The sequence below is a fragment of the Citrobacter sedlakii genome, assembly GCF_018128425.1.
GTDB lineage: Bacteria > Pseudomonadota > Gammaproteobacteria > Enterobacterales > Enterobacteriaceae > Citrobacter_A > Citrobacter_A sedlakii.
Genome location: NZ_CP071070.1, coordinates 38,417 through 60,614, shown reverse-complemented (window position 1 = coordinate 60,614; position 22,198 = coordinate 38,417). Strand labels below are relative to the sequence as shown.

25 protein-coding genes and 1 pseudogene are annotated in these 22,198 nt (G+C 54.8%); 11 read left to right on the top strand and 15 right to left on the bottom strand.

The features are described from left to right. Nucleotides 1-4 precede the first annotated feature (4 nt). The 3 genes from JY391_RS00305 to JY391_RS00295 are packed head-to-tail and all read left to right on the top strand — an operon-like array spanning nt 5 to nt 977. Nucleotides 5-226 carry a DUF987 domain-containing protein gene (locus tag JY391_RS00305; RefSeq protein ID WP_096080168.1) on the top strand — a complete coding sequence of 74 codons (222 nt, stop codon included), beginning with the start codon at nt 5-7 and terminating at the stop codon, nt 224-226. 31 nt (nt 227-257) lie between these two features. Continuing rightward, on the top strand, nt 258-623 hold the full coding sequence (locus JY391_RS00300) for a type IV toxin-antitoxin system YeeU family antitoxin (protein ID WP_096080169.1): 366 nt from the start codon (nt 258-260) through the stop codon (nt 621-623). Between the two features lie 33 nt (nt 624-656). After that, on the top strand, nt 657-977 hold the full coding sequence (locus tag JY391_RS00295; RefSeq protein WP_096080170.1) for a TA system toxin CbtA family protein: 321 nt from the start codon (nt 657-659) through the stop codon (nt 975-977). Between the two features lie 298 nt (nt 978-1,275). Here the strand turns inward: JY391_RS00295 and JY391_RS00290 are convergent, their stop codons facing one another. Then, the gene (locus JY391_RS00290; protein ID WP_060569994.1) at nt 1,276-1,794 is read right to left on the bottom strand and encodes an anti-virulence regulator CigR family protein; all 519 of its coding nucleotides are present in this window, start codon (nt 1,792-1,794) and stop codon (nt 1,276-1,278) included. Between the two features lie 189 nt (nt 1,795-1,983). Between JY391_RS00290 and JY391_RS00285 the strand changes: the two genes are divergently transcribed. Continuing rightward, a complete protein-coding gene (locus JY391_RS00285; RefSeq protein ID WP_042287101.1) occupies nt 1,984-2,886 on the top strand; it encodes a carboxylate/amino acid/amine transporter in 903 nt (300 codons plus the stop codon). A 26-nt stretch (nt 2,887-2,912) separates the two neighbouring features. On the opposite strand, the pseudogene JY391_RS00280 reads toward JY391_RS00285, so the two are convergent. The 9 genes and pseudogenes from JY391_RS00280 to JY391_RS00240 form a co-directional block, all read right to left on the bottom strand. Beyond that, a pseudogene (locus JY391_RS00280) lies at nt 2,913-3,227 on the bottom strand (MetQ/NlpA family ABC transporter substrate-binding protein); the annotation flags it as partial. A gap of 74 nt (nt 3,228-3,301) precedes the next feature. Then, on the bottom strand, nt 3,302-4,045 hold the full coding sequence (gene dagF / locus JY391_RS00275) for a 2-dehydro-3-deoxy-phosphogluconate aldolase (RefSeq protein ID WP_042287106.1): 744 nt from the start codon (nt 4,043-4,045) through the stop codon (nt 3,302-3,304). Continuing rightward, nucleotides 4,032-5,141, bottom strand: a complete 1,110-nt coding sequence (gene dgaE / locus JY391_RS00270; protein WP_211935064.1) for a D-glucosaminate-6-phosphate ammonia lyase — start codon at nt 5,139-5,141, stop codon at nt 4,032-4,034. Before dgaE ends, dagF begins: the two co-directional genes overlap by 14 nt. A 3-nt stretch (nt 5,142-5,144) precedes the next feature. Beyond that, nucleotides 5,145-6,005, bottom strand: coding sequence for a PTS system mannose/fructose/sorbose family transporter subunit IID (locus JY391_RS00265; RefSeq protein ID WP_211935063.1), 861 nt, complete (start codon nt 6,003-6,005; stop codon nt 5,145-5,147). Next, on the bottom strand, nt 6,002-6,751 hold the full coding sequence (locus JY391_RS00260) for a PTS mannose/fructose/sorbose/N-acetylgalactosamine transporter subunit IIC (protein ID WP_042287117.1): 750 nt from the start codon (nt 6,749-6,751) through the stop codon (nt 6,002-6,004). Before JY391_RS00260 ends, JY391_RS00265 begins: the two co-directional genes overlap by 4 nt. A gap of 23 nt (nt 6,752-6,774) precedes the next feature. Then, nucleotides 6,775-7,260 (bottom strand): PTS sugar transporter subunit IIB, encoded by a 486-nt coding sequence (locus tag JY391_RS00255; RefSeq protein WP_211935062.1) that lies wholly within the window; start codon nt 7,258-7,260, stop codon nt 6,775-6,777. A gap of 4 nt (nt 7,261-7,264) precedes the next feature. Further along, nucleotides 7,265-7,696, bottom strand: coding sequence for a PTS sugar transporter subunit IIA (locus JY391_RS00250; protein WP_042287124.1), 432 nt, complete (start codon nt 7,694-7,696; stop codon nt 7,265-7,267). A 120-nt stretch (nt 7,697-7,816) separates the two neighbouring features. Further along, complete coding sequence (gene dagR, locus JY391_RS00245; protein ID WP_211935061.1) at nt 7,817-10,615, bottom strand: transcriptional regulator DagR; 2,799 nt, start codon at nt 10,613-10,615, stop codon at nt 7,817-7,819. A 96-nt stretch (nt 10,616-10,711) separates the two neighbouring features. Continuing rightward, entirely contained in the window at nt 10,712-11,128 is a 417-nt protein-coding gene (locus JY391_RS00240; RefSeq protein ID WP_211935060.1) for a GNAT family N-acetyltransferase, read from the bottom strand. Between the two features lie 127 nt (nt 11,129-11,255). Here JY391_RS00240 and JY391_RS00235 point away from each other — a divergent pair, with 127 nt between their 5' ends. Continuing rightward, a complete protein-coding gene (locus JY391_RS00235; RefSeq protein ID WP_042287129.1) occupies nt 11,256-11,549 on the top strand; it encodes a YicS family protein in 294 nt (97 codons plus the stop codon). Nucleotides 11,550-11,584: 35 nt separating this feature from the next. On the opposite strand, the gene JY391_RS00230 is transcribed toward JY391_RS00235, so the two are convergent. Next, a complete protein-coding gene (locus JY391_RS00230; protein ID WP_042287133.1) occupies nt 11,585-12,541 on the bottom strand; it encodes a LacI family DNA-binding transcriptional regulator in 957 nt (318 codons plus the stop codon). A gap of 292 nt (nt 12,542-12,833) precedes the next feature. Here JY391_RS00230 and JY391_RS00225 point away from each other — a divergent pair, with 292 nt between their 5' ends. From JY391_RS00225 to JY391_RS00205, 5 genes are all read left to right on the top strand, one after another. Further along, on the top strand, nt 12,834-13,148 hold the full coding sequence (locus JY391_RS00225; RefSeq protein ID WP_042287136.1) for a PTS sugar transporter subunit IIB: 315 nt from the start codon (nt 12,834-12,836) through the stop codon (nt 13,146-13,148). An 11-nt stretch (nt 13,149-13,159) separates the two neighbouring features. After that, entirely contained in the window at nt 13,160-14,491 is a 1,332-nt protein-coding gene (locus JY391_RS00220; RefSeq protein WP_060569989.1) for a PTS sugar transporter subunit IIC, read from the top strand. A 20-nt stretch (nt 14,492-14,511) separates the two neighbouring features. After that, nucleotides 14,512-15,894: a 6-phospho-beta-glucosidase GmuD gene (gene gmuD / locus JY391_RS00215; protein WP_211935059.1), complete on the top strand. Its 1,383-nt coding sequence runs from the start codon at nt 14,512-14,514 to the stop codon at nt 15,892-15,894. 12 nt (nt 15,895-15,906) lie between these two features. Continuing rightward, on the top strand, nt 15,907-16,209 hold the full coding sequence (locus JY391_RS00210) for a PTS lactose/cellobiose transporter subunit IIA (RefSeq protein WP_008786514.1): 303 nt from the start codon (nt 15,907-15,909) through the stop codon (nt 16,207-16,209). 199 nt (nt 16,210-16,408) lie between these two features. Continuing rightward, complete coding sequence (locus JY391_RS00205; RefSeq protein WP_205612638.1) at nt 16,409-17,788, top strand: carbohydrate porin; 1,380 nt, start codon at nt 16,409-16,411, stop codon at nt 17,786-17,788. A gap of 59 nt (nt 17,789-17,847) precedes the next feature. Here JY391_RS00205 and nepI read toward each other — a convergent pair whose 3' ends face one another. The 3 genes from nepI to JY391_RS00190 all read right to left on the bottom strand — a co-directional run bounded on the left by nepI (nt 17,848) and on the right by JY391_RS00190 (nt 20,189). After that, nucleotides 17,848-19,047, bottom strand: coding sequence for a purine ribonucleoside efflux pump NepI (gene nepI / locus JY391_RS00200; RefSeq protein WP_042287396.1), 1,200 nt, complete (start codon nt 19,045-19,047; stop codon nt 17,848-17,850). Nucleotides 19,048-19,111: 64 nt separating this feature from the next. Next, on the bottom strand, nt 19,112-19,639 hold the full coding sequence (locus tag JY391_RS00195) for an SRPBCC domain-containing protein (protein WP_181822306.1): 528 nt from the start codon (nt 19,637-19,639) through the stop codon (nt 19,112-19,114). Between the two features lie 97 nt (nt 19,640-19,736). Continuing rightward, on the bottom strand, nt 19,737-20,189 hold the full coding sequence (locus JY391_RS00190; protein ID WP_205612640.1) for a DUF1198 domain-containing protein: 453 nt from the start codon (nt 20,187-20,189) through the stop codon (nt 19,737-19,739). 99 nt (nt 20,190-20,288) lie between these two features. On the opposite strand from JY391_RS00190, the gene JY391_RS00185 reads away from it, so the two are divergent. Further along, the gene (locus JY391_RS00185; protein WP_211935058.1) at nt 20,289-21,191 is read left to right on the top strand and encodes a LysR family transcriptional regulator; all 903 of its coding nucleotides are present in this window, start codon (nt 20,289-20,291) and stop codon (nt 21,189-21,191) included. On the opposite strand, the gene JY391_RS00180 is transcribed toward JY391_RS00185, so the two are convergent. Beyond that, on the bottom strand, nt 21,179-22,183 hold the full coding sequence (locus tag JY391_RS00180; protein WP_211935057.1) for an alpha/beta fold hydrolase: 1,005 nt from the start codon (nt 22,181-22,183) through the stop codon (nt 21,179-21,181). The genes JY391_RS00185 and JY391_RS00180 overlap by 13 nt on opposite strands. Nucleotides 22,184-22,198 lie beyond the last annotated feature (15 nt).

Below are 22,198 nucleotides of genomic sequence, written 5' to 3'. Positions count from 1 at the left end.
CAGAATGAAAATCATCAGTAAGCGCCAGGCGATGCATATTTATCGTCAGCATCCCGAATCCCGGTTATCTGCCTTCTGTACAGGTCATTACCAGTGGCATGGCAGTGTCTGCCATTACTACGGACGTGAAGTTCAGGACATCGGCGGTGTACTCGCTGTTTTTGTTGAGCGTCGTCAGGACCGGGCAGGCCCATATGCCATCCTTCGCAGCGTGACGATGAATTAATCACTTCTCTCAGTCATTAAGGAATATGTTAATGCAATCGACCACCTTATCCGGCTCATCAACGGAGAACGCATCCTGCCTTCAGTGGGGATTAAAACGTAATATCAAGCCGTGCTTCGGCGCTCGCCTGGTACAGGAAGGCAACCGTCTCTACTTTCTGACTGATCGGGCTGGGTTTGATGGCTCATTCAGTGACGATGAAGCTTTGCGTCTGGACCAGGCATTTCCACTGATGATGAAACAGCTTGAGCGGATGCTCACGACTGGCGAGCTTGATCCTCGCAGCCAGCACTGCGTCACAAGGCATCACAACGGACTTACTTGTGAAGCTGACACTCTCGGCTCTCATGGCTACGTTTACATTGCCATATATCCCCAGTCAGCTCTAACCAGATAACACCTTCCTCTTCTTTTATCAGGGACTCAACACATGCATATTTCAACTGTACCGGCAACGGTGACGGTTTCGTCACGCCTGTCTCCTGTCCAAGTTTGGCAAAAACTATTAACGTATATTTTAGAGCATCATTACGGCCTCACGATCAACGATACACCGTTCAGTAACGATACGACGATTCAGGAACATATAGAGGCGGGAGTGAATCTTACTGATGCTGTTAATTTCCTTGTGGAACGATTCGATCTTGTGCGCATTGACCAGAAGGGTTTCTCCTGGCAGGATCAAGAACACTGGATAACATCTTTGGATGTTCATCGGGCACAGTTCAACCTTGGCTTGAAACGCTCATAAATCAGCCAGCTGATCATTAAGGAAAAACATGTGGGGGCATAATCGGGGGCATGTCAGTAAAGCGCATATGAAAATAATCAATAAATTCAACATGATTAACCACCAAATGCGACTCCTGTGATCTCCGCCAAAATATCCTTCGTTATTGCTTATTAATTCTCGTGCATTAAATCATTACGCGGCCCCGTCCCCATTGTCCGTGCTACGGAAAAGAGTTTATTCATTAGAATGAAAACGGCGAATTCCGGATATAAAAAAGCCGGGAATCTCCCGGCTTTTTGTTACGTTGTATAGAGGCTTAATCAAATACCCCGTTAATAATCGCCGTGACCACGGCAGTACTGAGCGCAATCAGCACCAGGTCGTCGCCAACGATTCGCCATTCATACCCCGGATAGTAAGGCAGTTCGCCAAGCATTGAGGCCGGTACGGCTTTTTTGGCGATGCCTGGAGGAAGCGGTTTACCGCGCGCCAGGTTCTTCGCGATCCCCGGCGGTAAGGCGTCGTAACCCGTCAGACCGTAGTTCACGGCCAGATGACGCGCTGTCGCAAAACTGATGTCGGAGTCAACATGATCGGGTTTACCGTAATTTTTACGTTTGTCGGATGAGACGTTCTTTTTATCGCCGGAATTTCCTTTGTGGTCTTTATTCCCCTGATTTCCCTGGTTGCCTTTATTTCCATGATTACCACTGCTATTACCATGGCCGCCGCCATTACCGTTCCCATTTCCCGGGTTTGCCATAACAGGGGCAGCAAACAGGGAGAGAGAAACCAGAGTGGCCAGCACAGCCGTTAAACCACGACGCTTACCCATGATGTGTTCCTTCCAGGTGTTGATACATCATCACAATAGAACGCGGCGAAAAAAGGTGCAATCTCCCTCATTCCTGGTTTTTTATTGTTACGTCGAGAGGAAATCCCCCTGTTCTGTGGATGATAAACCGCCTGCCTAATCTGCTATCATGACGGTAAAACCACGCCAAAAATCAATACTGAGGAAAATATGGGTTCCACCAGAAAAGGGATGTTCAACGTCCTGGTTGCCGCCGTATTGTGGGGAAGTTCCGGCGTCTGCGCGCAGTACATTATGGAGCAGAGCCAGATGTCTTCGCCGTTTCTGACCATGACGCGTTTGATCTTCGCCGGGATGATTTTGCTGATGCTGTCATTCGTTCATGGCGACAAAATCTTTTCGGCCTTCAAAAATCGTCAGGATGCCCTGAGTCTGCTGCTGTTTTCCATTTTAGGCGCGCTTACCGTACAGCTTACCTTCCTGCTGACCATTGAAAAATCAAACGCCGCGACCGCCACGGTATTGCAGTTTCTGTCCCCCACCATCATCGTCGCGTGGTTTGCGCTGGTGCGTAAGGCGCGTCCCGGCGTACTGGTATTGACCGCGATCCTGACGTCTCTGGTGGGCACCTTTTTGTTGGTGACCCACGGTAATCCTACGTCGCTGTCGATTTCTCCCGCCGCGCTGTTCTGGGGAATTGCCTCAGCGTTTGCTGCGGCATTTTACACTACCTACCCTTCCACGCTGATTGCCCGTTACGGCACATTACCGATCGTTGGCTGGAGTATGTTAATTGGTGGTCTGTGTCTGCTGCCGTTTTATGCCGGGGAAGGGACCAATTTTGTGGTGAATGGTAGCCTGATTCTGGCGTTTTTCTATCTGGTGGTGGTGGGTACGTCATTAACCTTTAGCCTGTACCTGAAAGGCGCGCAGATGATAGGCGGGCCGAAAGCGAGCATTTTAAGCTGCGCGGAGCCACTGAGCAGCGCGCTACTGTCGCTACTGCTGTTAGGCATTACGTTTACCTTGCCGGACTGGCTTGGCACGCTACTGATCCTCTCGTCAGTCGTTTTGATTTCAATGGACTCCCGCCGCCGCGCCAGGGCGGCGTAATACCTCCGGCGCGGCGTTGGTCTTTGTCACCAGCCCGGCACCGCGCCACCGTTAAAGATTTTTTCTGCCGCCTTTACCACTTCCGGCGACTGATAAGACTGCAAAAATACCTTCACGTTTTCCGCGTCTTTGTTATCTTCCCGCGCCACCAGGATATTCACGTGAGGCGAATTTTTATCTTCGATAAAAACGCTGTCATGCACCGGTGAAAGCCCGGTTTGCTGGATATATGTGGTGCTGATGATCGCCACATCAACTTTCGGGTCGTCGAGCACGCGCGGTAACTGCGCGCCTTCCAGTTCCATAATCTGCAAATGACGCGGATTATCGGTATCAATAAGAAGAAAAAGGCATAAAGCGGAATTCAATGTTAAAGCAAATGGCGCTGCGCGACTCGCACGCAACACCCTCCGGTTCAGACCAATGCTTTGACAATTTCCATTAACCTGACGATATCTTCAGGACGTGTATTGCCGGTTTGCGGGTCGATAATTGAACTGTACACATGCGGCATCACGCGAGGCATGCCCGCTTCCATGCAGGTTTGCAGAATCACGCCGAAATTAGCCAGATCGATACCGCCAGTCGGTTCAATCAGCGTCATGCCGTTACGTGCCGCGGTGGTCGCCAGCACATATAGCTCCGGCAGCGACGTCTCGCCGCCCATTGGGAAAAACTTCGCCGCGTGCGCGCCCATATCCTGCATCATTCGCACGGCGGCATCGCAGGAAACACGCGCCGGTGTTCCCTGGCTGCTGCTGACGCCAGTGGAGATCAGCACTTCGCCAGGCGTCCCCGTCGGGCTGACCAGCGCATTGATATGCGTCAGCTCACCCCCCGTCGCCGCCAGCGCCCCCGCCGCAAAACCGCTGCCGGTAAAGGTCTGATTGACGTGCGCCGGGCGCACCTGGGCGGCAATCATCGCCGCCTTGTAATACTGCGCCGGATCGCCCGCCCCCAACCCAACCGAGATGGACGGTACTTCGTCCATCCAGCGTTTCACCTCCTGTACGCCTTCGTCTACCGACGAAAACTGCGCGGAGAGAATGCCAATCACCGCGTGTCCCTCTGCGGCGTCATAGATTTCCCGGGCATTGGCGATGTCTTTCGCCAGCACGTTAATCGCCACACGCTGACGATAAAAATTAATCTGCTGCATGTTCTGCAATCTCCTTAAGCCGCGCGACAATCAGCGCCATCTCCCCCTCGGCGACCGTACGTGGGTCGAGGCTAAAAACGCCCTGATGGAGGTTGTAGCGGCGGGCATAAATAGCTATCTCGCCGCCGCGCAGTTGCGCCTCAACTTCACGGGCGCTCAACCCCAGTTCCCCGGCATTGACCCTGACGCGAATGCGCCAGATCGCACGTCCAGCCTCGTCCTGTTCGATATCGGCATGAAATCCGCGGATCGCTGAAATCGCCTCTGCCACCGGTTGCAGCTGTTCTGCGCTAACCACGGCTTGCCCCTGGTGATAATGCGCCAGAGCGGTTACCAGGCCGACCATGTTCTCCTTGCCAATCTTCATCGCCCGCGCGATCCCGTGATGCTGCGCCTTACAGGCGCTAATCCACCGCTGTTTGCCGGTAATAAACCCTGACGTTGGCGCATTGAACGCTTTCGCGCCGCTGTAGATCACCATATCTGCGCCACTCGCCACCCAGGAGTGGAGATCTTCTTCGGCCGCGGCATCCACAATCAGCGGCAGGTTATGAATGCTTGCCACCTGCACGAAATCTTCTATCTCCAGCATGCCCTTCTGTACGCAATGGTGAGACTTCACGCACAGCAGCGCCGCTGTGGCGTCGGTAATCGCGCTCTCCAACTGCCAGCGGGCGGCGAGATTACTCGCTCCCACTTCCACCACGCGTCCGCCGCCCAGACGGATCGCAGTACCGATTGGCGCGCCATAATCAACGTTGTGCCCGCGCAACATCACCACTTCATTCGCCATTCCCGTACTGTCTGGCATCAACGCCACGCGATGCGGGTCGCCGCGCGTAATGGCGGCAGCGACGGCAATCGCAATCCCTGCCGACGCGCAGGAAGTGATGTAACTGTCTTCCGCGCCGGTATAGCGCGAAACCCGCTCGCCGGTTCTCTCCACCAGCCGGTCAATCTCTACAAAAGATGAGGCCGCCCGTGCCGTGGCCTGCATCACCTCCGGCGCGACGCTGGAGACGCCAAGAATGGTCATCTTGCCGCAGGCGTTAATCACCTGCTTAAGCCCGAGCTGTTGATAGATATTTTGCGTCATGGCTTACAACACTCCCAGAAGCGAACACACCACGCTAAGCGCGACAATGGACAGCAAAATGGTGGTGTAACGCGGCCCTTTTTTCACCAGGAAGATATAGATGGCAAATACCGCCGCCAGCGGCAGCAGGCCCGGCGCAATGGAGTCAAGGATCTGCTGAACCACCACTTCAGACCCTTTCAGCGCACTGATCTTCAACGGCGTGGTAATTTTGACGTAGCTCGCCGACAGCGCCCCCATCATGATCAGCCCCAGCACGTTGGCGCCGTAGATCAGTTCCTTGATTCGCCCCCCTTGTAACAGCCCTACGATGGAGTCGCGACCGAGCGTGTAACCCTTGTGGATCAGTCCATAGCTTATCGCCAGGGTGATCGCCGGATAGAGGATCAGCGGGGCAATACCGCCGAATGCGCTGCCATTTGCCGCGAATGGGATAAAAATCGCAATCAACAGCGGCATCACCGCCGCCCAGACGATAGAGTCCCCCATCCCGGCCAGCGGCCCCATCAGACCGGTTTTGATGCCAGTAATTGATGCGTCGCTGATCGGTTCGCCGCGCGTTTTCTGTTCCTCCATGGCGATAGCGATCCCCTGGATAACCGCGCCAAACGTCTGCTCCGAGTTAAAAAAGTTCAGGTGACGCTTGAGCGCTTCCACCTGCTCCTCTTTTTGCGGGTAGAGTTTTTTGATGATCGGCGTCATGGAGGCGCAGAAAATCAGGCTTTGTAAACGTTCATACGAGTTAGACACTTCCGCGCCCAGCCAGTAGATAAACCACGCTTTGGTGATATCCGCTTTGGTCAGCGCCCCGCTTTCCCGCGCACGCTCAACCAGTTCATGTTGCATTACGTCGCTGCTCATCATGCTGCTCCTTCATTTTTCGCCAGGCCTTTAATCAGGAAGGCCACACAGGTGCCGAAGATGGCCATTGCCATGATGTCGACCTTGAGATACAGCACCGCGAAGAATCCTCCGATAAACCACGGCAGCAGGCTCTTTTTACCGATCACCATAATGGTGATGGCGAAGCCCAGCGCCGGCAGGATCCCGCCCATGATTTCAAAGGAGTGGGTCAACCAGTGCGGCATCAGCTTGAGGAAACTTTCCACCACGTTCTGGCCAAAGTAGTTGGCGGCGAATACCACCGGAAAACGCAGTACCAGCCCGAGTAACGCCGGGTAGAGGAAGGCGCAGCGCATTATGCCGGCCATGTTCGCCGTTTCCGCGTGTTTGTCAGCCATATGTACCCAGGCGGCATTCAGCGTACGGCGCAACTGGTCGAGGAACACGCCGATAACGCCAAACGGTATCGCCAGCGCGATGGCCAGATTCGGGTCCATCCCGGCCTTAACCGCAATCGGAATGGAAATACAGGCCGCCAGCGCCGGATCGGACGGCACATTGCCGCCAGGGGTAGAGGTCACGCCGAGATAAACCAACTGCATACCGGCGCCAATGATCATCGCCGTCTGCATATTGCCGAGCAGCAGACCGACAAAGACCGCGATGACCACAGGCTGTAACAGCATGGCCGAGAAGGTGTAGCCAAGGCGTAAACGGGCAAACCAGTAATACAACCCCATCAGGCTTGCAAAAAGTAAGGTATCCATAGTGTTATCCCATTATCAGAGGGTTAGAATTTTTTCAGGATATCGTCCAGAGACTGTGGCTTATCTTCCGGGATAGTCTGGAAGTACACCTGAATACCGCGATTTTTCAGGTCGTTAAGAATGCCAACGTCTTTTTCATCCAGTGTGATGTTCTGAAAAACCGCCTTACGGTTGGGCCCACCGCCTAAACCGCCCACCTGAAGGGTGCTGACGCCAAAGCCCAGTTGAACGGCGTCCTGCACGGCGGCAAGGGACGGAAACAGCACCAGTACGCTGCCGTCGCCAAGCTGATTCTCCTTCCACGCGGCGGCAAAGCTCTGGTTGCCGTAGCAGTCCACTTTGATGTTCGGCGGCGCGGCCATCAGGTAGATATTTTTCATAAACGGATCGGCGTCCAGTTCGTCGCTGACGACGACGATACGGTTAGCCTGCGATTGTCCGACCCACTTGGTGACGACCTGCCCGTGAATCAGACGACTGTCGATACGACATAACACGACCTTTGCCATCGTTTTATCCCTCTTTTGCGTGTTGTAATTGACGAACGTGAGCGACAACGTCCAGGCAACTGCTGCGCCCGGCTTCAACCAGATCGGTCACGCAGGCGGTGAGCGCGCCATGTTCACGACGGTCCAGCGCCTCCAGCAGCAGCGATGCGTTTAAGCCGGAAATCACCGCCACCGGATAGTCAGCGCTCAACCGCGCCGCCACGTTGGACGTCGTGCCGCCAATAAAGTCGGTCAGGATGAGCGAGCCTTCCGGCAGGGTTTGGACAACGGCTTCGACGCGCTGATAAAACTCACCCAGCGTATCGACAGGCATCAGCGCAATTTCCGTTACGCCGTTAATTTCGCCCATCACCATGCGCAGGCTGTTGCAAAGCTGTTGTCCCCAGCCGCCATGGGTCAGCAGCAAGATGTGGGGCAACGGTTGAGTGGTAGTCAAAATGGCCTCCTGGCTTCATTACGTTTACGTCAGTAATAAGAGCAAGAGCTGTGCCAGAGTTTGTGTCACGCAGGGAAGACAGGTGAACTGGCGAAGCGACGGGCCGCGCCAGCTAAGGGATCAGCTATAGAGAAGTTCGTAAATATAAAAATATTCCGCGTCCGACAACCGAATCGCATAGGCTTCTTCGATGGGCAAAAAAGCGGATTTGATGACACTAAACGCGCGGGCATCGAGTTCCGGCTTGTTTTCCAGCGCCATCTGTAACGGTTTGCGGTTAATCACGATACGCTCAACCATGCAGCAGCAGTGGATCAGAAAGCGTAGTGTCACCTGGCGGCTTGGCTTCAGCGAAAGCGCGCTGGTTAGATGGTTGAGCACGCCTTCCATCTCTTTCAAAATGCGCTGCGGGTTAAGCACTGAAATATGATTAATAATGCTTTCCATCGTCAGGGCGCTGATAAAACGCATCGCACTGCGCTCCATTTCCAGGCGGCGTTCCGCACTGGATAGATCTGGCGTCAGCAGGCTCAGTACCAGTTCCGGACCCTGTTCAGAAAACAGTTCTTCCAGCGAGATAAACGGAATATCCGGCAGCCCCGGCTGGAAGGTACCGACAATCCCCGCCAGGCGTTCGCTGGCGTTTAGCGCCTGCTGGACGCGCTCAAGGCTGCGCACTTCGTTGTAATCCAGGATGACCATTCGCGTATCCTGCGACATCAGTTCGCCAAAACTCTCCTCCAGCACCTTTTTAATTTTTTCTGCCGTGCCCATGCCGGTAATGCAGGAGATAACCAAGACTTTCCCGCTGTTTTCCTGCTGAGGCGTACAGAGCTGGCAGGGTATGCTTTTGCTCTGTATTAACGCCGCCAGCTGCGGCAAGTCGCTGGTTTCATAACTTAAATCCAGCCCCACTTCCAGCAGACTGGTGAGGGTAATATTGGGTACCAACAACACGTCGATCTGAAATAACTTACTGATGGTGCTGCCAAAATGGACCAGTGAACCAATATCCACCATCAGGATCAGCCGTTGCCAGCGATGCGCCTGAATCATCTGGATAAGGGTTTCCAGCGTGTCATGTACCGACTGTTCAAACGGCATATCGATAGCGCAGAACAATTCCCGCTCCAGCACGCGATTCACATACTGCGCCTGGCTGGTCGCCGTCGTCGCGCCGTGGGCGACCAGAATCACCCCGCACTCCGGACTGGCGTCTATGCGCTGGCGGTAGTGACGACACTCTTTCAGAAACAGGCACAGCCAGACCACTTCCGTCGCCGGGCACTGAATATGCAACAATTCGTTGATTTTTCGGCATAACAGCGTGGCGTTGTCATATTCATCTTTACAGCGATCGAGGATCAGGCTGGAGGAGTAAAGCTGTGGAATCAGGCCCCGTTGCACATAGCCAATCAGCGCCAGAAAGTGTTTTCGCAGAGGATTTACCAGATTTTGCGGCAGGGAAAAGCCCAGTACCTGCTCCACGCAAGCAATCAGCAGCGTGACGCGTTCTTCAATCTGGCTACCATAGCGCGGGGGGGGCGCAATACTGTCGCGGCTGTAAAGGCCGTACTCAAAAATAGAACTGAGTTTATTTTTCAGTATCGCCAGCGTTTCCGCTGGCGGCACGTTACTGTTGCGCAAATTGACGTATTCGCGAGTCAAAAAGCTGTAAAACAGATCGCTCTCTTCAATCTCCGCCCCCGTAGCAAGCGAAGTTTTCAGCGCTGGCAGCGTGCGGGCATCAATGCTCAGGCGCTCCTGACCGTTGAACAACGCATCGACCAGCAAACGTTGCTCCACCGAAGCCTGAAACGGCATCTCCGCCAGCCGTTTGTCGAGCTGTAGCGTCTCGTTGTGCTCCGTCATGCCTGCCGCCCACGCCTGCGCGCAGAGAAACTGAATATCGCTTTTAAGCTGGCCGATATTTCCTTCCAGCGGCTTGTTCAGCAGCCACAGCAGCAGCGATTTATCGATGCTCACCGTACGCTCGATTTTACGGCTTTCGCGCTGCAAGAACCCGACTATCAGCCCCACCTGTTCCTCAACAGAACGTTGGCGAATACCGGGCAGGTCAATTGTCACCTGGATACGTCGCTGGAAAGTCCGCAGCAGTGAAGAGTTGACCGCTTCCGTGGTGGCGCAAATCAGCCGTACCGAAATCGGCCTTGCCGCGGCGCTGGAACCTAACGGGCGATATTCGCCTTTATCGAGAAGGGAAAATAATTTTTCCTGCCCTTCGTAGGGCAGACGATGGACCTCGTCGAGCAGCAAATAGCCGCCGTCAGCCTGCTCGACCAGGCCGGGCTTGTTTTCGTTCGCACCGGTAAACGCTCCCTGCCGATGACCAAAAAGATGCGACGAAAGCAGCTCCGGGTTATGGGCATACTCCGCACAGTTAAAATAGACCAGGGGCGGCGGGGAACCTGCGGTATGTTCACAGGCAAAGCGATGCATCAGCTCGGCAAAGAACGTCTTACCGACGCCAGAAGGACCGGTCAGCAGTACGTGCAGACCATGGGGATAAAGCACTGCGGCGCGACCCTTTTCCACCGCATCGCGCAGGCTGCGATCGTAGCCAATCAGGCCGGTAAACGGATCGTCGACGGATGCCATTTCCTGCTGCGGCAGCAGTTCGGCAACCGAGCGTACTTCACGCTCGGCATCCGTCAGCTTACGACCTAAAAGCGTTTCCAGCGCCTGGCAATGCAGGAAAAATACCGGTCTTCCCCGACTTTTGATGACCAGGCCATCGTTCCACAATTGATTGAGATCTTTACTGACCGAATTGCGCGCCAGCCCGAGGTTAAAGCCGATCGCTTCTGCGGTAAACGCCGTTTCCTGTGCCAAATCCGCCGTTTCCAGCCCACGCGTCAACCTTTCAAGCTCACCCAGAACGATCTCAATCCTTCTCATCTCTCTACCGCTTAAGCATTAACTGATTGTTCAGAACATACACGATTCTGCTGCGTAAGAAAGTGAAAGACGTTCCAGAGGCTCACTCACCGGTCATCAAAATGTCTTCGTTAAATAATGTCTCGACGCGCCTTCTTCCGGGAAATTATCGAGAGTCATTTTTAGCTGATATCCGTTCTTCTGATAAAACGGCAGCGCCTGAAAACTCATGGTATCCACCAGCGCGTGACGGCAGCCTCGCTCCTGCGCTGCCTTTTCCGCTGCCTGCATCAGCTGTCTGCCGTAGCCGCCCCTGCGCAACGATTCATCCATCCACAGGTATTTTATACACAGCCACTCGCCTTTGATTTCGCCAATCAGCCCCCCTTTGATAATCTCGCGATCATTGCGCCAGTACACCGCCAGATTGCCAAAATGGGTCGTTTTCAGGAACTGAAGATTATAAGCGCGTAACCCGGTGAGCAGTGCGTTCTGATCGTCTTCGGTAACCGTCTCTGTAACCTGTATCTGCATATTATCCTCCTGAAACATACCGCTTCTGGCTTACTTTATTTTCAGCATTCACACGGAATGCCGAGTGAGCCGCCTACCGTCTACACTTATTCTTAATGAGATGTGCATCGACAAAAGGATTATTATCATGAAACTCGCCGTTATGACGATGGTTGCCGTACTTTTTACCCTATCGGGATTCGCCCGGGCCGACTCGCCTTATGGCGCGCTCCAGTCAGTACACGAGAAAAATACCATTCTGAAGGATCTACGTAAGCTCTGCTCGCCGAAGGGATCGCCTTCTGACGACGCATGGGAAAAAACCATTATGTCTACAGAAGGGAATCAGTTGCATATTCGCGAAGCGATTGTGGCGATGGAGAGAAATAACCAGAACAACTATTGGGAAGCGTTAGGTAAGGTTGAATGCCCGGATATGTAAGCGTGAAGCCGCAGCCCCACGCCCGGTCATCATAATTATCGCTGACGCACGTCCGGAATAATGAGGTCGCCGCGCAGGGTATACGATCCCAGCATATTCTGCGTTTTTTCATTGAGCCAACCGACAATACGCGCCGCCATGGCGTCCATAGAATATTCAATTGCCGGAATGGTGGGAATACCCGGCAGATGCAGCGATCCCGCCAGGCTGAAAACCATAATGTCTTCCGGAACGGACTTATTGAACGCCTGCAGTTGCGGAATAACTCGCTGCGCCTGCTGTTCGTCCGCCACCAACAGCGCGTTAAAGTTGAGCGTCGAGGCGTTATTCAGCAGCTCCTGCAGGGCCACGGAAGACGACGTCGCGTCCATAAAGACCAGGTTACGGTTAAACGGCAGGAAGTTTTTCTCCAGTGCAAGTTTATAGCCCAGTAAAACCTGATCGGAAAAACCCATCCCGTGAGGATGAATCAACGCAATCTGTCGGCGATTCTGGCTGATGAGATAGTTACAGGCGGTTTCGGTCGCGAAAGCGTGATCGAACTGGATGCTGTTAACGTCGTCCCCCACTTCCAGACAGTCCACCAGAATGACGTTCTCCTGGTTAATGTTCAGTGGAAAACGCGCGCCAATGATCAGCACATCGTCACACAAACCGCAGCTCAGCTCGTCGAGTGCGCTCAGCACTTCCGCTTTGGTATTGGCAAAACGAAGCAGCAGATGTTTCTGGTGCTGGCTCAGATGCTTTTCCAGCGCATAAAGATAGCCCGTCGTCTGGTTGATGTTGTCCTGGGCGCATATCACGCCGATACAGCCCGTGGTCTGGCTTAGCAGCGACTGGGCAATCACATTCGGGCGGTAATTTAGCTCATCCACCGCTTTCAGTACGGCAAGACGGCTGGCTTCCTTTACCCCACGCGATCCGCTCAACACGCGCGACACCGTGGCTTTCGACACGCCAGCCAAACGCGATACATCGTTGATAGTAGACATCATTCTCCCCTGACAGAGCCCGCCTGGCTCCTCAAATCCTGAAGTTAACATTGGCTCATTTTATCGCCAAAGGCAGTATAGCTGTTTCCGTTTTTCATGGAAACCGATTTTCCATTTTCACTCAAAAAGACATTTTTGCAGCCAAAATCGTGAGCTGAATCCAAATAATTAGCCTTATAAGAATAAGTTCTTGATGAGTGTCACAGTTCTGTTTGCTTCAAATGGAAACCGGTTTCCGTATGATATCAAATCAGACTCGCAATAAGTTTTTACATTTTAAGGATGGTTAACAATGTTCAGGATTATGTTGTGTTGTTCCGCAGGGATGTCTACCAGTCTGCTGGTTCGTAAAATGGTCGAAGCAGCGGAAGAACGGAAACTACCGGTACAAATTGACGCCTACGGCGTTTCCGAATTTGACATTCAGTTTCCAAATTACCAGGTGGTGCTGCTTGGCCCCCAGGTAAAGTACATGCTTAACACGCTCTCTGAGAAGGCTGCCACCCAGGGTATACCCGTACAAGCAATCGATATGCTGGATTACGGAATGCAACGCGGTGACAAGGTGCTGGACTATGCTCTGTCGCTGATTGAAGCGACACACTAGAAGGTGTCATTATGAGTTCGTTATATCAGTCAATGGTTGCTGTCATAGAACAATCCATCACTCCTCTTGCCGGGAAACTGGGCCAGCAAAAGTATGTGATTGCGATTCGTGACGGTTTTACCGCGGCGCTGCCGTTTATGATCATCGGCTCGTTTATGCTGGTGTTTATCTTCCCGCCGTTTTCTGCCGAAACCACCAACAGCTTTGCCCGTGGCTGGCTTGATTTCTCCGCCACGTATCGTGAACAGTTGATGCTGCCGTTTAACCTCAGCATGGGCGTTATGACGTTCTTTATCTCCGTCGGCATCGGCGCAAGCCTGGGCCGTCAGTTTAACCTCGATCCGATCATGTCCGGCCTGCTGGCGTTTATGGCGTTTTTGCTGGTCGCCGCCCCGTATGCCGACGGTAACATTTCCACTCAGTACCTTTCCGGTCAGGGGATCTTCACCGCGTTAATCACCGCCATTTATTCCACCCGCGTCTACGCCTGGCTAAAGCAGCACAACGTGACGATCCGCCTGCCAAAAGAAGTGCCGACCGGTGTCGCCCGTTCGTTTGAAATCCTGATTCCGGTTCTGGTAGTGATCGCCACCCTGCATCCGCTGAATCTGTTTATTGAAGCGCAGACCGGGATGATTATTCCGCAGGCGATTATGCATTTGCTGGAGCCGCTGGTGTCGGCATCGGATTCGCTGCCCGCGATTTTACTTTCTGTCCTGCTGTGTCAGATTTTCTGGTTCGCCGGGATCCACGGCGCGCTGATTGTCACTGGCATCATGAACCCGTTCTGGATGGCTAACCTCTCTGCCAATCAGGCCGCATTGGCGGCTGGCGCCGCGCTGCCGCACGTTTATTTGCAAGGGTTCTGGGACCATTACCTGCTGATTGGCGGCGTAGGGTCTACCTTACCGCTGGCCTTCCTGCTACTGCGCAGCCGCGTCACGCACCTGCGAACTATCGGCAAAATGGGAATTGTGCCTAGTTTCTTCAACATCAATGAGCCTATTCTGTTCGGCGCGCCGATCATCATGAACCCGATGCTGTTTATTCCGTTTGTTTTTGTGCCGATGATCAACGCCGTACTGGCTTACACCGCGACCCGTCTGGGCTGGCTGGAACAGGTGGTTTCTTTGACGCCGTGGACCACGCCCGCGCCGATCGGCGCCTCCTGGGCGGCGAACTGGGCCTTTAGCCCGGTGGTAATGTGTCTCATCTGTATGGTGATGTCGGCGCTGATATACCTGCCGTTCCTGCGCGCCTACGAACGTTCGCTGATGAAAACAGAAGAACAAAAAGCGCAGGATGCCGTCTCCGTGGCGAATGCAGCTCGTAGCAACTCATAATGAATCAAGGAGTCAGAACAATGAGATACCGTTTTCCTGAAAACTTCTGGTGGGGCAGCGCCTGCTCAGCGCTGCAAACCGAAGGGGATAGCCTGAACGGCGGCAAAAGCCAGACCACATGGGATGCGTGGTTCGATCGCCAGCCTGGCCGTTTCCATCAGGGGGTTGGCCCGACGAACACCTCGACCTTTTATCAGCGCTGGAAAGAGGATATCGCACTGCTTAAGCAGTTAAACCATAACAGCTTTCGCACTTCGATCAGCTGGACACGTCTTATCCCGGACGGCACCGGCGAGGTGAATCCCGAGGCGGTGGCCTTCTATAACAATGTTATCGACGCGCTGCTGGCGCAGGGCATCACGCCGTTTATCACCCTGTTCCACTTCGATATGCCGATGGTGATGCAGGAAAAAGGCGGCTGGGAAAACCGCGATGTGGTGGACGCGTTTGGCCGCTACGCGCAAACGTGTTTCGACCTGTTCGGCAACCGGGTGAAGCACTGGTTCACCTTCAACGAGCCGATTGTTCCGGTTGAAGGCGGCTATCTGTATGACTTCCATTACCCGAACGTGGTGGATTTCAGACGCGCAGCTACCGTGGCGTACCACACCGTGCTGGCACATTCTACGGCGGTGCGAGCGTATCGCGCCGGAAATTATGACGGTGAGATCGGCGTCGTCCTCAACCTGACGCCCTCCTATCCACGCTCGCAAAACCCGGCGGATGTGAAGGCCGCGCACCATGCGGACCTGCTGTTTAACCGTAGCTTCCTCGACCCGGTGCTGAAAGGGGAATATCCGGCGGACCTGGTGACGCTGCTGAAAGAGTACGACCAACTTCCGGCCTGCCAGCCCGGCGACGCGCAGCTGATCGCCGACGGCAAAATCGATCTGCTGGGGATCAACTACTACCAGCCTCGCCGGGTGAAGTGCCGGGACAGCGCCGTCAATCCGGACGCGCCGTTTATGCCGGAGTGGTTATTTGATTATTACGAAATGCCGGGGCGTAAAATGAATCCGTATCGCGGCTGGGAAATTTATGAGCCGGGTATTTACGATATTATTACCAACCTGCGGGATAATTACGGCAATCCGCGCTGTTTTATTTCCGAAAACGGCATGGGTGTGGAAAAAGAACAGCGCTTTATTCAGGACGGGAAAATTAACGACAGCTACCGTATTGAGTTTGTCACAGAACATCTTAAATGGCTGCATAAAGGAATAAGCGAAGGCTGCAATTGCCTTGGCTACCATATGTGGACCTTTATTGATAACTGGTCATGGCTCAATGGTTATAAAAACCGCTACGGCTTTGTGCAGTTAGATTTAGACACGCAACAACGTACGGTGAAAAAGAGCGGCGAGTGGTTTGCGAAAACTGCCGCCAGTAATGGATTCGATTAATACGAGAATATCATGATTGCATTAGAAGAAGCGGTAATGGAAATCATCGTCAATGCCGGACAGTCACGCAGCCTCTGCTTTGAGGCGCTGCACGCCGCGCGCGCTGGCAACATTGACGAAGCGAAAAGCCTGCTTCGTGAGGCTGATGGCTATGCGCGTCAGGCTCACCACATGCAAACCAAATTGATCGAACAGGATGCCGGGGAAGCCCGGCAACCGATGACATTAATTATGGTGCATGCGCAGGATCATTTAATGACGTCGCTGCTAGCCCGCGAGCTATCAGAGGAAATTATTCATCTCTATCAACGCTAAATTCATTTAAATAATACACGGAGACGACACCACGATTAAATAAACGTTTTCTGTACCCTTTATATAAAAAACAGATCAACTTGTTTTGGTGATAGCAATTAAACCGAGACGGGATGGTTATTATCTTAAAATAAATTAATGGTCACATCTGTTCAGAATGCGAAAGCAGCCTGAAGGATAAAGTGCCGATGAGATAACCATGAACATGATAAAAAAACTTCCAGTAACGCTGGCGGTCATGGCCGCGCTGTGTCCCATGTCTGCGCTCGCACAGGAATTTACTCAGGAACAGATCGACGCTATCGTCGCTAAAGCCGTGGATAAAGCGCTGGCGGAGCGGCAGGCGAAAATGGACGCCGCGATAGCGCAGAAAGCCGATGTCATTAACGAACCGCAAAGCGCCGCCCAGTCTCCGGATATGGCCATCCCCTTTGGCGTGAAATTTAGCGGCTACGCGCGCTACGGGGCGCACTTCCAGAGCGGCGATCAGAAATATGTCGGCGTCGACGGTTCCTATAACGGCGCGTCGGCGATTGGTCGTCTGGGTAATGAAAGCAACGGCGGGGAATTCCAACTGTCGAAAGCCTTCAAAAGCGATAACGGCGCCATCTGGGATATTAACGTAATGATCGACCACTGGGGCGATGAGGTAAACCTCAAAAAAGCCTACGCGGGCGTGACGAACGTGCTGGCCTCTAACCCGAACGCTTACATTTGGGCGGGCCGCGACTTCCACCAGCGTCCACAACAGGGTATCAACGACTATTTCTGGATGAACCACGACGGTCAGGGCGCCGGGGTGAAAAACGTCGACATTGGCGGCGTCCAGTTTGACGTGGCGACCGTGGCCGCGGTGGAGTCGTGCAGCCCGGAAGTCATGGAAGACGAAGCGAACCCGTCGCGCATTACCTGTACCGGCGGCTCCGGCACTGGCGATAAGGGCAATTATGCAGTGACCTCGAAAATTCACGGCATGAAGCTCGGCCCGCTGGATCTGGAAATCTACGCCAACTACGGCTTTGACTCGAAAGCCGTCGACAGCGAAGAGCGCCTGAAAGCCTGGCAAGGCGCGTTTGTGGTCAGCCATACTAACGACAGCGGCGTGAACAAAGTGATCGCCCGCTATTCCGACAACTCAGATAACAGCGTTTACAACAAAACCGACGATCTGACCACCGTTTACGCCAGCTTCGAAGGTAGCCACAAATTCACGCAGCAGGCGCAGGTGGAGTATCTGCTGGCGTTCCATGACTACGACAACAGTTCCGATCAGAGTGAAAACCGTAAGAACTATGGCGCGATCGTGCGTCCAATGTATTTCTGGAACGACGTCCACTCTACCTGGCTGGAGGCGGGTTATCAGCGTGTCGATTATGACACCGGCGGCGATAACTCAGGCTGGAAGCTGACTCTGTCACAGAACATGTCGATCGCGATGGGGCCGGAGTTCCGTCCGATGCTGCGCTTCTATGTGACGGGCGGCAAGGTGGAAAACGACCGCACCGCGCGAGTGAACGGTACGGATGACGAAACCCTGGATGATTTCAACATTGGCGCGATGTGGGAAGCGTGGTTCTGACGGCAGTATGTGGATGTAGCTGGCCTACCTGCAGGTAGGCCAGATCTTGGCTCAGGCGATCATTGCATATCCTTTATGCGCACTTTCGCTGCCACCAGAAGCGCCGTCAGCAGCATCAGGCTGCCGGAAAGCATCAGGGGCGACAGCAGGCCGAGGTTATCGAGTGCATAGCCTCCCACCGCAGCCCCGCAGGTATTGGCAAGCTGGATCACGGCGACCTGAACGGATCCAGCCTTTTCTGCCTGATCGGCAAGCGAACGGGTGATCCATGTCGACCAGCCCACCGGCACCAGCGCAAACGCCAGTCCCCAGATAACCGCAATGACTGCCGCCACCGTCTTATCGTCCCCCCACAGGGTCAGCACCAGCGCGCTCACCGCCAGTACCAGCGGCGCACCGGCCAGCGCCAGTTTCACCGAGCGTTTAAGGATAACGGACGAGAGCGAAGTGCCGACAAAGCTGGCAATCCCGAAGCTCAGCAAGACCAGCGTCAGGCCATCGACATCAAATCCCGCCAGATTCATATACACCGGGCGAATATAGGTGAAGAACGCGAACTGTCCGGCAAAGGACATAAAAATGGCGATCATCCCGGCCATCACTCCTGGGCGATTGAGCAAGCTGAACATGTTCTGCTTCTGATGTGACGGCTCGCCGGGCAGCGACGGCAGCGATTTTACAATCCAGACGATGCACAGCAGGCCCATCACCGCCGCGGCGTTAAAGACGTTGCGCCAACCGATAATCCCACCCAAAAAGCTGCCCAACGGAGCGGCGATCACCAGCGCGATGGAGACCGCGCCAAAAATTACCGACAGTGCCTTCGGCACCGTTCTCGGCGGCACCAGTCGCATCGTCAACGACGCCGACATCGCCCAGAATCCACCGAGCGCCAGCCCAAGGCAGGCACGCCCCACCAGCAGCAGCGTAAAGGAATGCGCAAAAGAGACCAGCAGGCAGGAGAGCGTCAACAGCACGGAAAACAGGATCACCACGTAACGGCGATCGGTGGCCTGAATGATCTGGGTGATAAACAGGCTGGCGAACATCGCGACAAACGCCGTCACCGTCACCGACTGCCCGGCTACGCCTTCGGTGATGCCCAGATCCTGCGCCATCGGCGTCAGCAGGCTAACCGGCAGAAACTCAACGGTAATCAGGCAGGCTACACAAAACGCCACGGCAAAGACCGCCGACCAGTTTGGGCGCGAAACCGCTTTGGCCTGCGGTGGAATTGTGGGCTGGATATGTTCTGTCATGGCATCACCTGAGATAAAAACGTGCGGAAAAGTCGCGCAGTTTATCATCAAAAGTGTGACGGATTTAACGTTTCGACAACTTTTCTTGCATCGCCGCATTCGCCAGCCCGACGATCCATTCCTGGTGCCCGTTAATCATCGGATTCGGCACGGTGCGAGCAAGTTCCTGGGCAGGAACGCCTTTCTGTGACTCCTGAGTCAGAATACGGACGCGGTTTCCGGGCAAGTCTTCAAACAGCCAGGCGTGGATCACATCCAGACGCGCCATCTCATCCCCTTCCACCCAGCCGTGCCATGCGATCCGTGCGGCTTCACCGTCCACGGGTGGAACATACTCCGTGACCTGCGCCTCTACCGGGAAGCCAAAGGTCGTGAAGCGAAAGCGAGCGTTGGCGCTCAGTTCCGGACCGCTGCCGTCGTGAAAACGGATATCTTCGGCGTTGCTGTAGTAGTTCGGCCACAGGGTTGTGTCGTTAAGCTGCGCCCAAATCTCTTTTGCGCTCAGCCCGGCGACGATGATTTCGTTGGATGCAAAGTTATCGGTGGTGCCTGGCAGGTAGTCGTTCGGCCAGATAATAGCGGATTGTTTCATGGTTCACCTCATCAGCGAGTGGATGAAGTGATGGTGCGCCTGTGGCAGATATAAATCTAATGACGATGCTTTATACTCTTCATCACGTTTCGTGATATCAGTGAAGATAAAACACGCCCTCTTCCGGGAGGAAAAGCTGGTTATAGCGCAGCTGGAAGGCGTTAAGCTCCTGCGGATCGGGTTCTATCTCGCGCATGAAGCCGAGCGCGAGGCGGATTTGCGCATCGGTGATCGGCGCGGCCAGACGGGCTTTACGCAGCATGCGGTGCCAGGAATGCAGATTCTCTTCGCTACCGTCGACAACGCAGACCTGCCAGATCAGCAGCACCTGGGCGGCATTTTGCAGGTGCGCCTCGTCGGGGCGCTCGAGGTAGCGGATAAACTCATTGCCCGGCGTTTTGCCGAACTGGTCAATCATCGACTCGACCGGCATCGGGGTGACTCCCAGACGCTCGCTTAAACGTTTGATGGCGCGGCGGGAATCGGAAGTCAGGACGCGAAACCCAACCACAAACACCACGGCAAGCGTTGCCAGCATTATCCAGACCATGCGTTCTCCTTAGACTAGCCGCTCATCATAGCGGGAAACGCAATGCGTCGACAGCGGGCAGCGCCATAATAGTGAACGGAAAAGAGGTGGAAAATCGTCATGAAAGCGGATCTGCGCACGCTGGATCTTAACCTGCTGAAAGCGCTCGACGCTCTGCTGGATGAACGCAGCGTCACCCGCGCGGCGGCGCGTCTTGCTCTGACCCAACCTGCTGTCAGCGGCATGCTCAACCGCCTGCGGGACTACTTCGACGATCCGCTCTTTATCCGCGCCCCGCACGGCATGGTGCCAACCACGCGCGCGGAAGCGCTGGCCGCTCCGGTGAAGCGCATTCTCGCGGATATCGACGTACTGCTTCAGCCCGTTGCCTTTGACCCTAATACCGCTCGCCTCACCTTCACTCTTGCCGCTACGGATTACGCCCTGCGCGCAGTCGTTGTGCCGTTTATCGCCGCCCTTAAGGCACAGGCGCCTGGCATCCGCGTGCGCGTGGTGCCCGTTACCCCCGGCAGCCTTGTCAGCCAGCTTGAGCAGGGCGCTATTGACGTAGCGCTTATCACCCCCCCCACCACGCCCGATGAGCTTCACAGCCGTGCGCTTTATGATGAACGGTACGTATGCATGATGCGCGCCGATCATCCAAACGCCGGAGAGCCAATGACGGTAGACCGATTTTGCGCCCTTGAGCATGTGCTGGTCTCTTACGAGGGAGACGGCTTTCGCGGGGTAACCGATAGCGCGCTGGAGAAAATTGGCCGGACGCGGCACGTGGGGCTCTCGGTGAGCCACTTTTTGGTCCTGCCGGACGTGCTGACCTTCAGCGATATGATTGCCGTCGTGCCGTCACGCATCGCGGAAAATCAGGCGGGGATGTTCGTCTGCGAGACGCCAGTTCCCGTGCCTGGCTTTACCAAAAGCATGGCCTGGCACGGCAGAACGCACCGCAATCCCGCGCAGGCGTGGCTGCGCGGGCTGTTACTGCAAACCAGTCAGCGAGCCTGAAGCCCCTTAAGCAGCGCCTCGTGGAAGCGCGCGGGGTCCTGCATCTGCGGCGCATGGCCCATGTCGTTAAATTCCACCAGCGTCGCGTGCGGGATGCGCTTCGCCGTCTCCTTCCCGAGCACCGCATAGTTGCCGAGCATTTTGCGGATCTCCGGCGGGGCGAGATCTTTCCCGATGGCGGTGTTGTCCCTGGTGCCGATCATCAATAATACCGGCATGTTGAGTTCGCTAAATTCGTAGATCACCGGCTGGGTGTAGATCATGTCGTAGAGCAGCGCCGAGTTCCAGGCCACACGTTCTTTTCCCGGCCCGTTGTTCAGCCCGGCGAGCATGGTGACCCAACGCTCGTACTCCGGCTTCCACTCTCCGGCGTAGTAGGTATTTTTCTCGTACTGACGAATGCCGTCGGCGCTGACCTTCAGCTCGCGCTGGTACCACTGGTCGACCGTAATGTGCGGCACGCCGCGCGCTTTCCAGTCCTCCAGGCCTATCGGGTTGACCATCACCAGCTGCTCCACCTGCTGCGGCCACATCAGCGCGTAACGGGTCGCCAGCATGCCGCCGGTGGAATGTCCGATCACCGTCGCCCGTTCAACGCCCAGCTTCTCCAGTAGCGCATGGGTGTTATCCGCCAGCTGCTGGAAGGTGTACTGATACCGCTCCGGCTTGGTGGATTTACAGAAGCCAACCTGGTCAGGTGCCACCACGCGATACCCGCTGGCTGAGAGCGCGCGGATCGTGCCATCCCACGTTCCGGCACAGAAGTTTTTGCCGTGCATCAGCACCACGGTGCGGCCATTGGGTTTTTCCGGCTTCACGTCCAGATAAGCCATATCCAGAGATTGTTGCTGCGAGGTAAAGATAAAGTGCTGAACCGGCCAGCCGTAGTCGAAACCTTCCAGCTTCTCGCCGTATGTGGGGGCATCCGCAGCCATTGCGGGGGTTGCCAGCGCCATCAACAGCGCCAGACAGGATAATCGTCGGGACATCATGCAAGCTCTCCAGGA

Bases quoted from the DNA above. Each gene is read 5' to 3' on its own strand.
- JY391_RS00305 (WP_096080168.1), top strand. From the start codon at position 5: ATGAAAATCATCAGTAAGCGCCAGGCGATGCATATTTATCGTCAGCAT.
- JY391_RS00300 (WP_096080169.1), top strand. From the start codon at position 258: ATGCAATCGACCACCTTATCCGGCTCATCAACGGAGAACGCATCCTGC.
- JY391_RS00295 (WP_096080170.1), top strand. From the start codon at position 657: ATGCATATTTCAACTGTACCGGCAACGGTGACGGTTTCGTCACGCCTG.
- JY391_RS00290 (WP_060569994.1), bottom strand. From the start codon at position 1,794: ATGGGTAAGCGTCGTGGTTTAACGGCTGTGCTGGCCACTCTGGTTTCT.
- JY391_RS00285 (WP_042287101.1), top strand. From the start codon at position 1,984: ATGGGTTCCACCAGAAAAGGGATGTTCAACGTCCTGGTTGCCGCCGTA.
- dagF (WP_042287106.1), bottom strand. From the start codon at position 4,045: ATGCAGCAGATTAATTTTTATCGTCAGCGTGTGGCGATTAACGTGCTG.
- dgaE (WP_211935064.1), bottom strand. From the start codon at position 5,141: ATGACGCAAAATATCTATCAACAGCTCGGGCTTAAGCAGGTGATTAAC.
- JY391_RS00265 (WP_211935063.1), bottom strand. From the start codon at position 6,005: ATGATGAGCAGCGACGTAATGCAACATGAACTGGTTGAGCGTGCGCGG.
- JY391_RS00260 (WP_042287117.1), bottom strand. From the start codon at position 6,751: ATGGATACCTTACTTTTTGCAAGCCTGATGGGGTTGTATTACTGGTTT.
- JY391_RS00255 (WP_211935062.1), bottom strand. From the start codon at position 7,260: ATGGCAAAGGTCGTGTTATGTCGTATCGACAGTCGTCTGATTCACGGG.
- dagR (WP_211935061.1), bottom strand. From the start codon at position 10,615: ATGAGAAGGATTGAGATCGTTCTGGGTGAGCTTGAAAGGTTGACGCGT.
- JY391_RS00240 (WP_211935060.1), bottom strand. From the start codon at position 11,128: ATGCAGATACAGGTTACAGAGACGGTTACCGAAGACGATCAGAACGCA.
- JY391_RS00235 (WP_042287129.1), top strand. From the start codon at position 11,256: ATGAAACTCGCCGTTATGACGATGGTTGCCGTACTTTTTACCCTATCG.
- JY391_RS00230 (WP_042287133.1), bottom strand. From the start codon at position 12,541: ATGTCTACTATCAACGATGTATCGCGTTTGGCTGGCGTGTCGAAAGCC.
- JY391_RS00225 (WP_042287136.1), top strand. From the start codon at position 12,834: ATGTTCAGGATTATGTTGTGTTGTTCCGCAGGGATGTCTACCAGTCTG.
- JY391_RS00220 (WP_060569989.1), top strand. From the start codon at position 13,160: ATGAGTTCGTTATATCAGTCAATGGTTGCTGTCATAGAACAATCCATC.
- gmuD (WP_211935059.1), top strand. From the start codon at position 14,512: ATGAGATACCGTTTTCCTGAAAACTTCTGGTGGGGCAGCGCCTGCTCA.
- JY391_RS00210 (WP_008786514.1), top strand. From the start codon at position 15,907: ATGATTGCATTAGAAGAAGCGGTAATGGAAATCATCGTCAATGCCGGA.
- JY391_RS00205 (WP_205612638.1), top strand. From the start codon at position 16,409: ATGAACATGATAAAAAAACTTCCAGTAACGCTGGCGGTCATGGCCGCG.
- nepI (WP_042287396.1), bottom strand. From the start codon at position 19,047: ATGACAGAACATATCCAGCCCACAATTCCACCGCAGGCCAAAGCGGTT.
- JY391_RS00195 (WP_181822306.1), bottom strand. From the start codon at position 19,639: ATGAAACAATCCGCTATTATCTGGCCGAACGACTACCTGCCAGGCACC.
- JY391_RS00190 (WP_205612640.1), bottom strand. From the start codon at position 20,189: ATGGTCTGGATAATGCTGGCAACGCTTGCCGTGGTGTTTGTGGTTGGG.
- JY391_RS00185 (WP_211935058.1), top strand. From the start codon at position 20,289: ATGAAAGCGGATCTGCGCACGCTGGATCTTAACCTGCTGAAAGCGCTC.
- JY391_RS00180 (WP_211935057.1), bottom strand. From the start codon at position 22,183: ATGATGTCCCGACGATTATCCTGTCTGGCGCTGTTGATGGCGCTGGCA.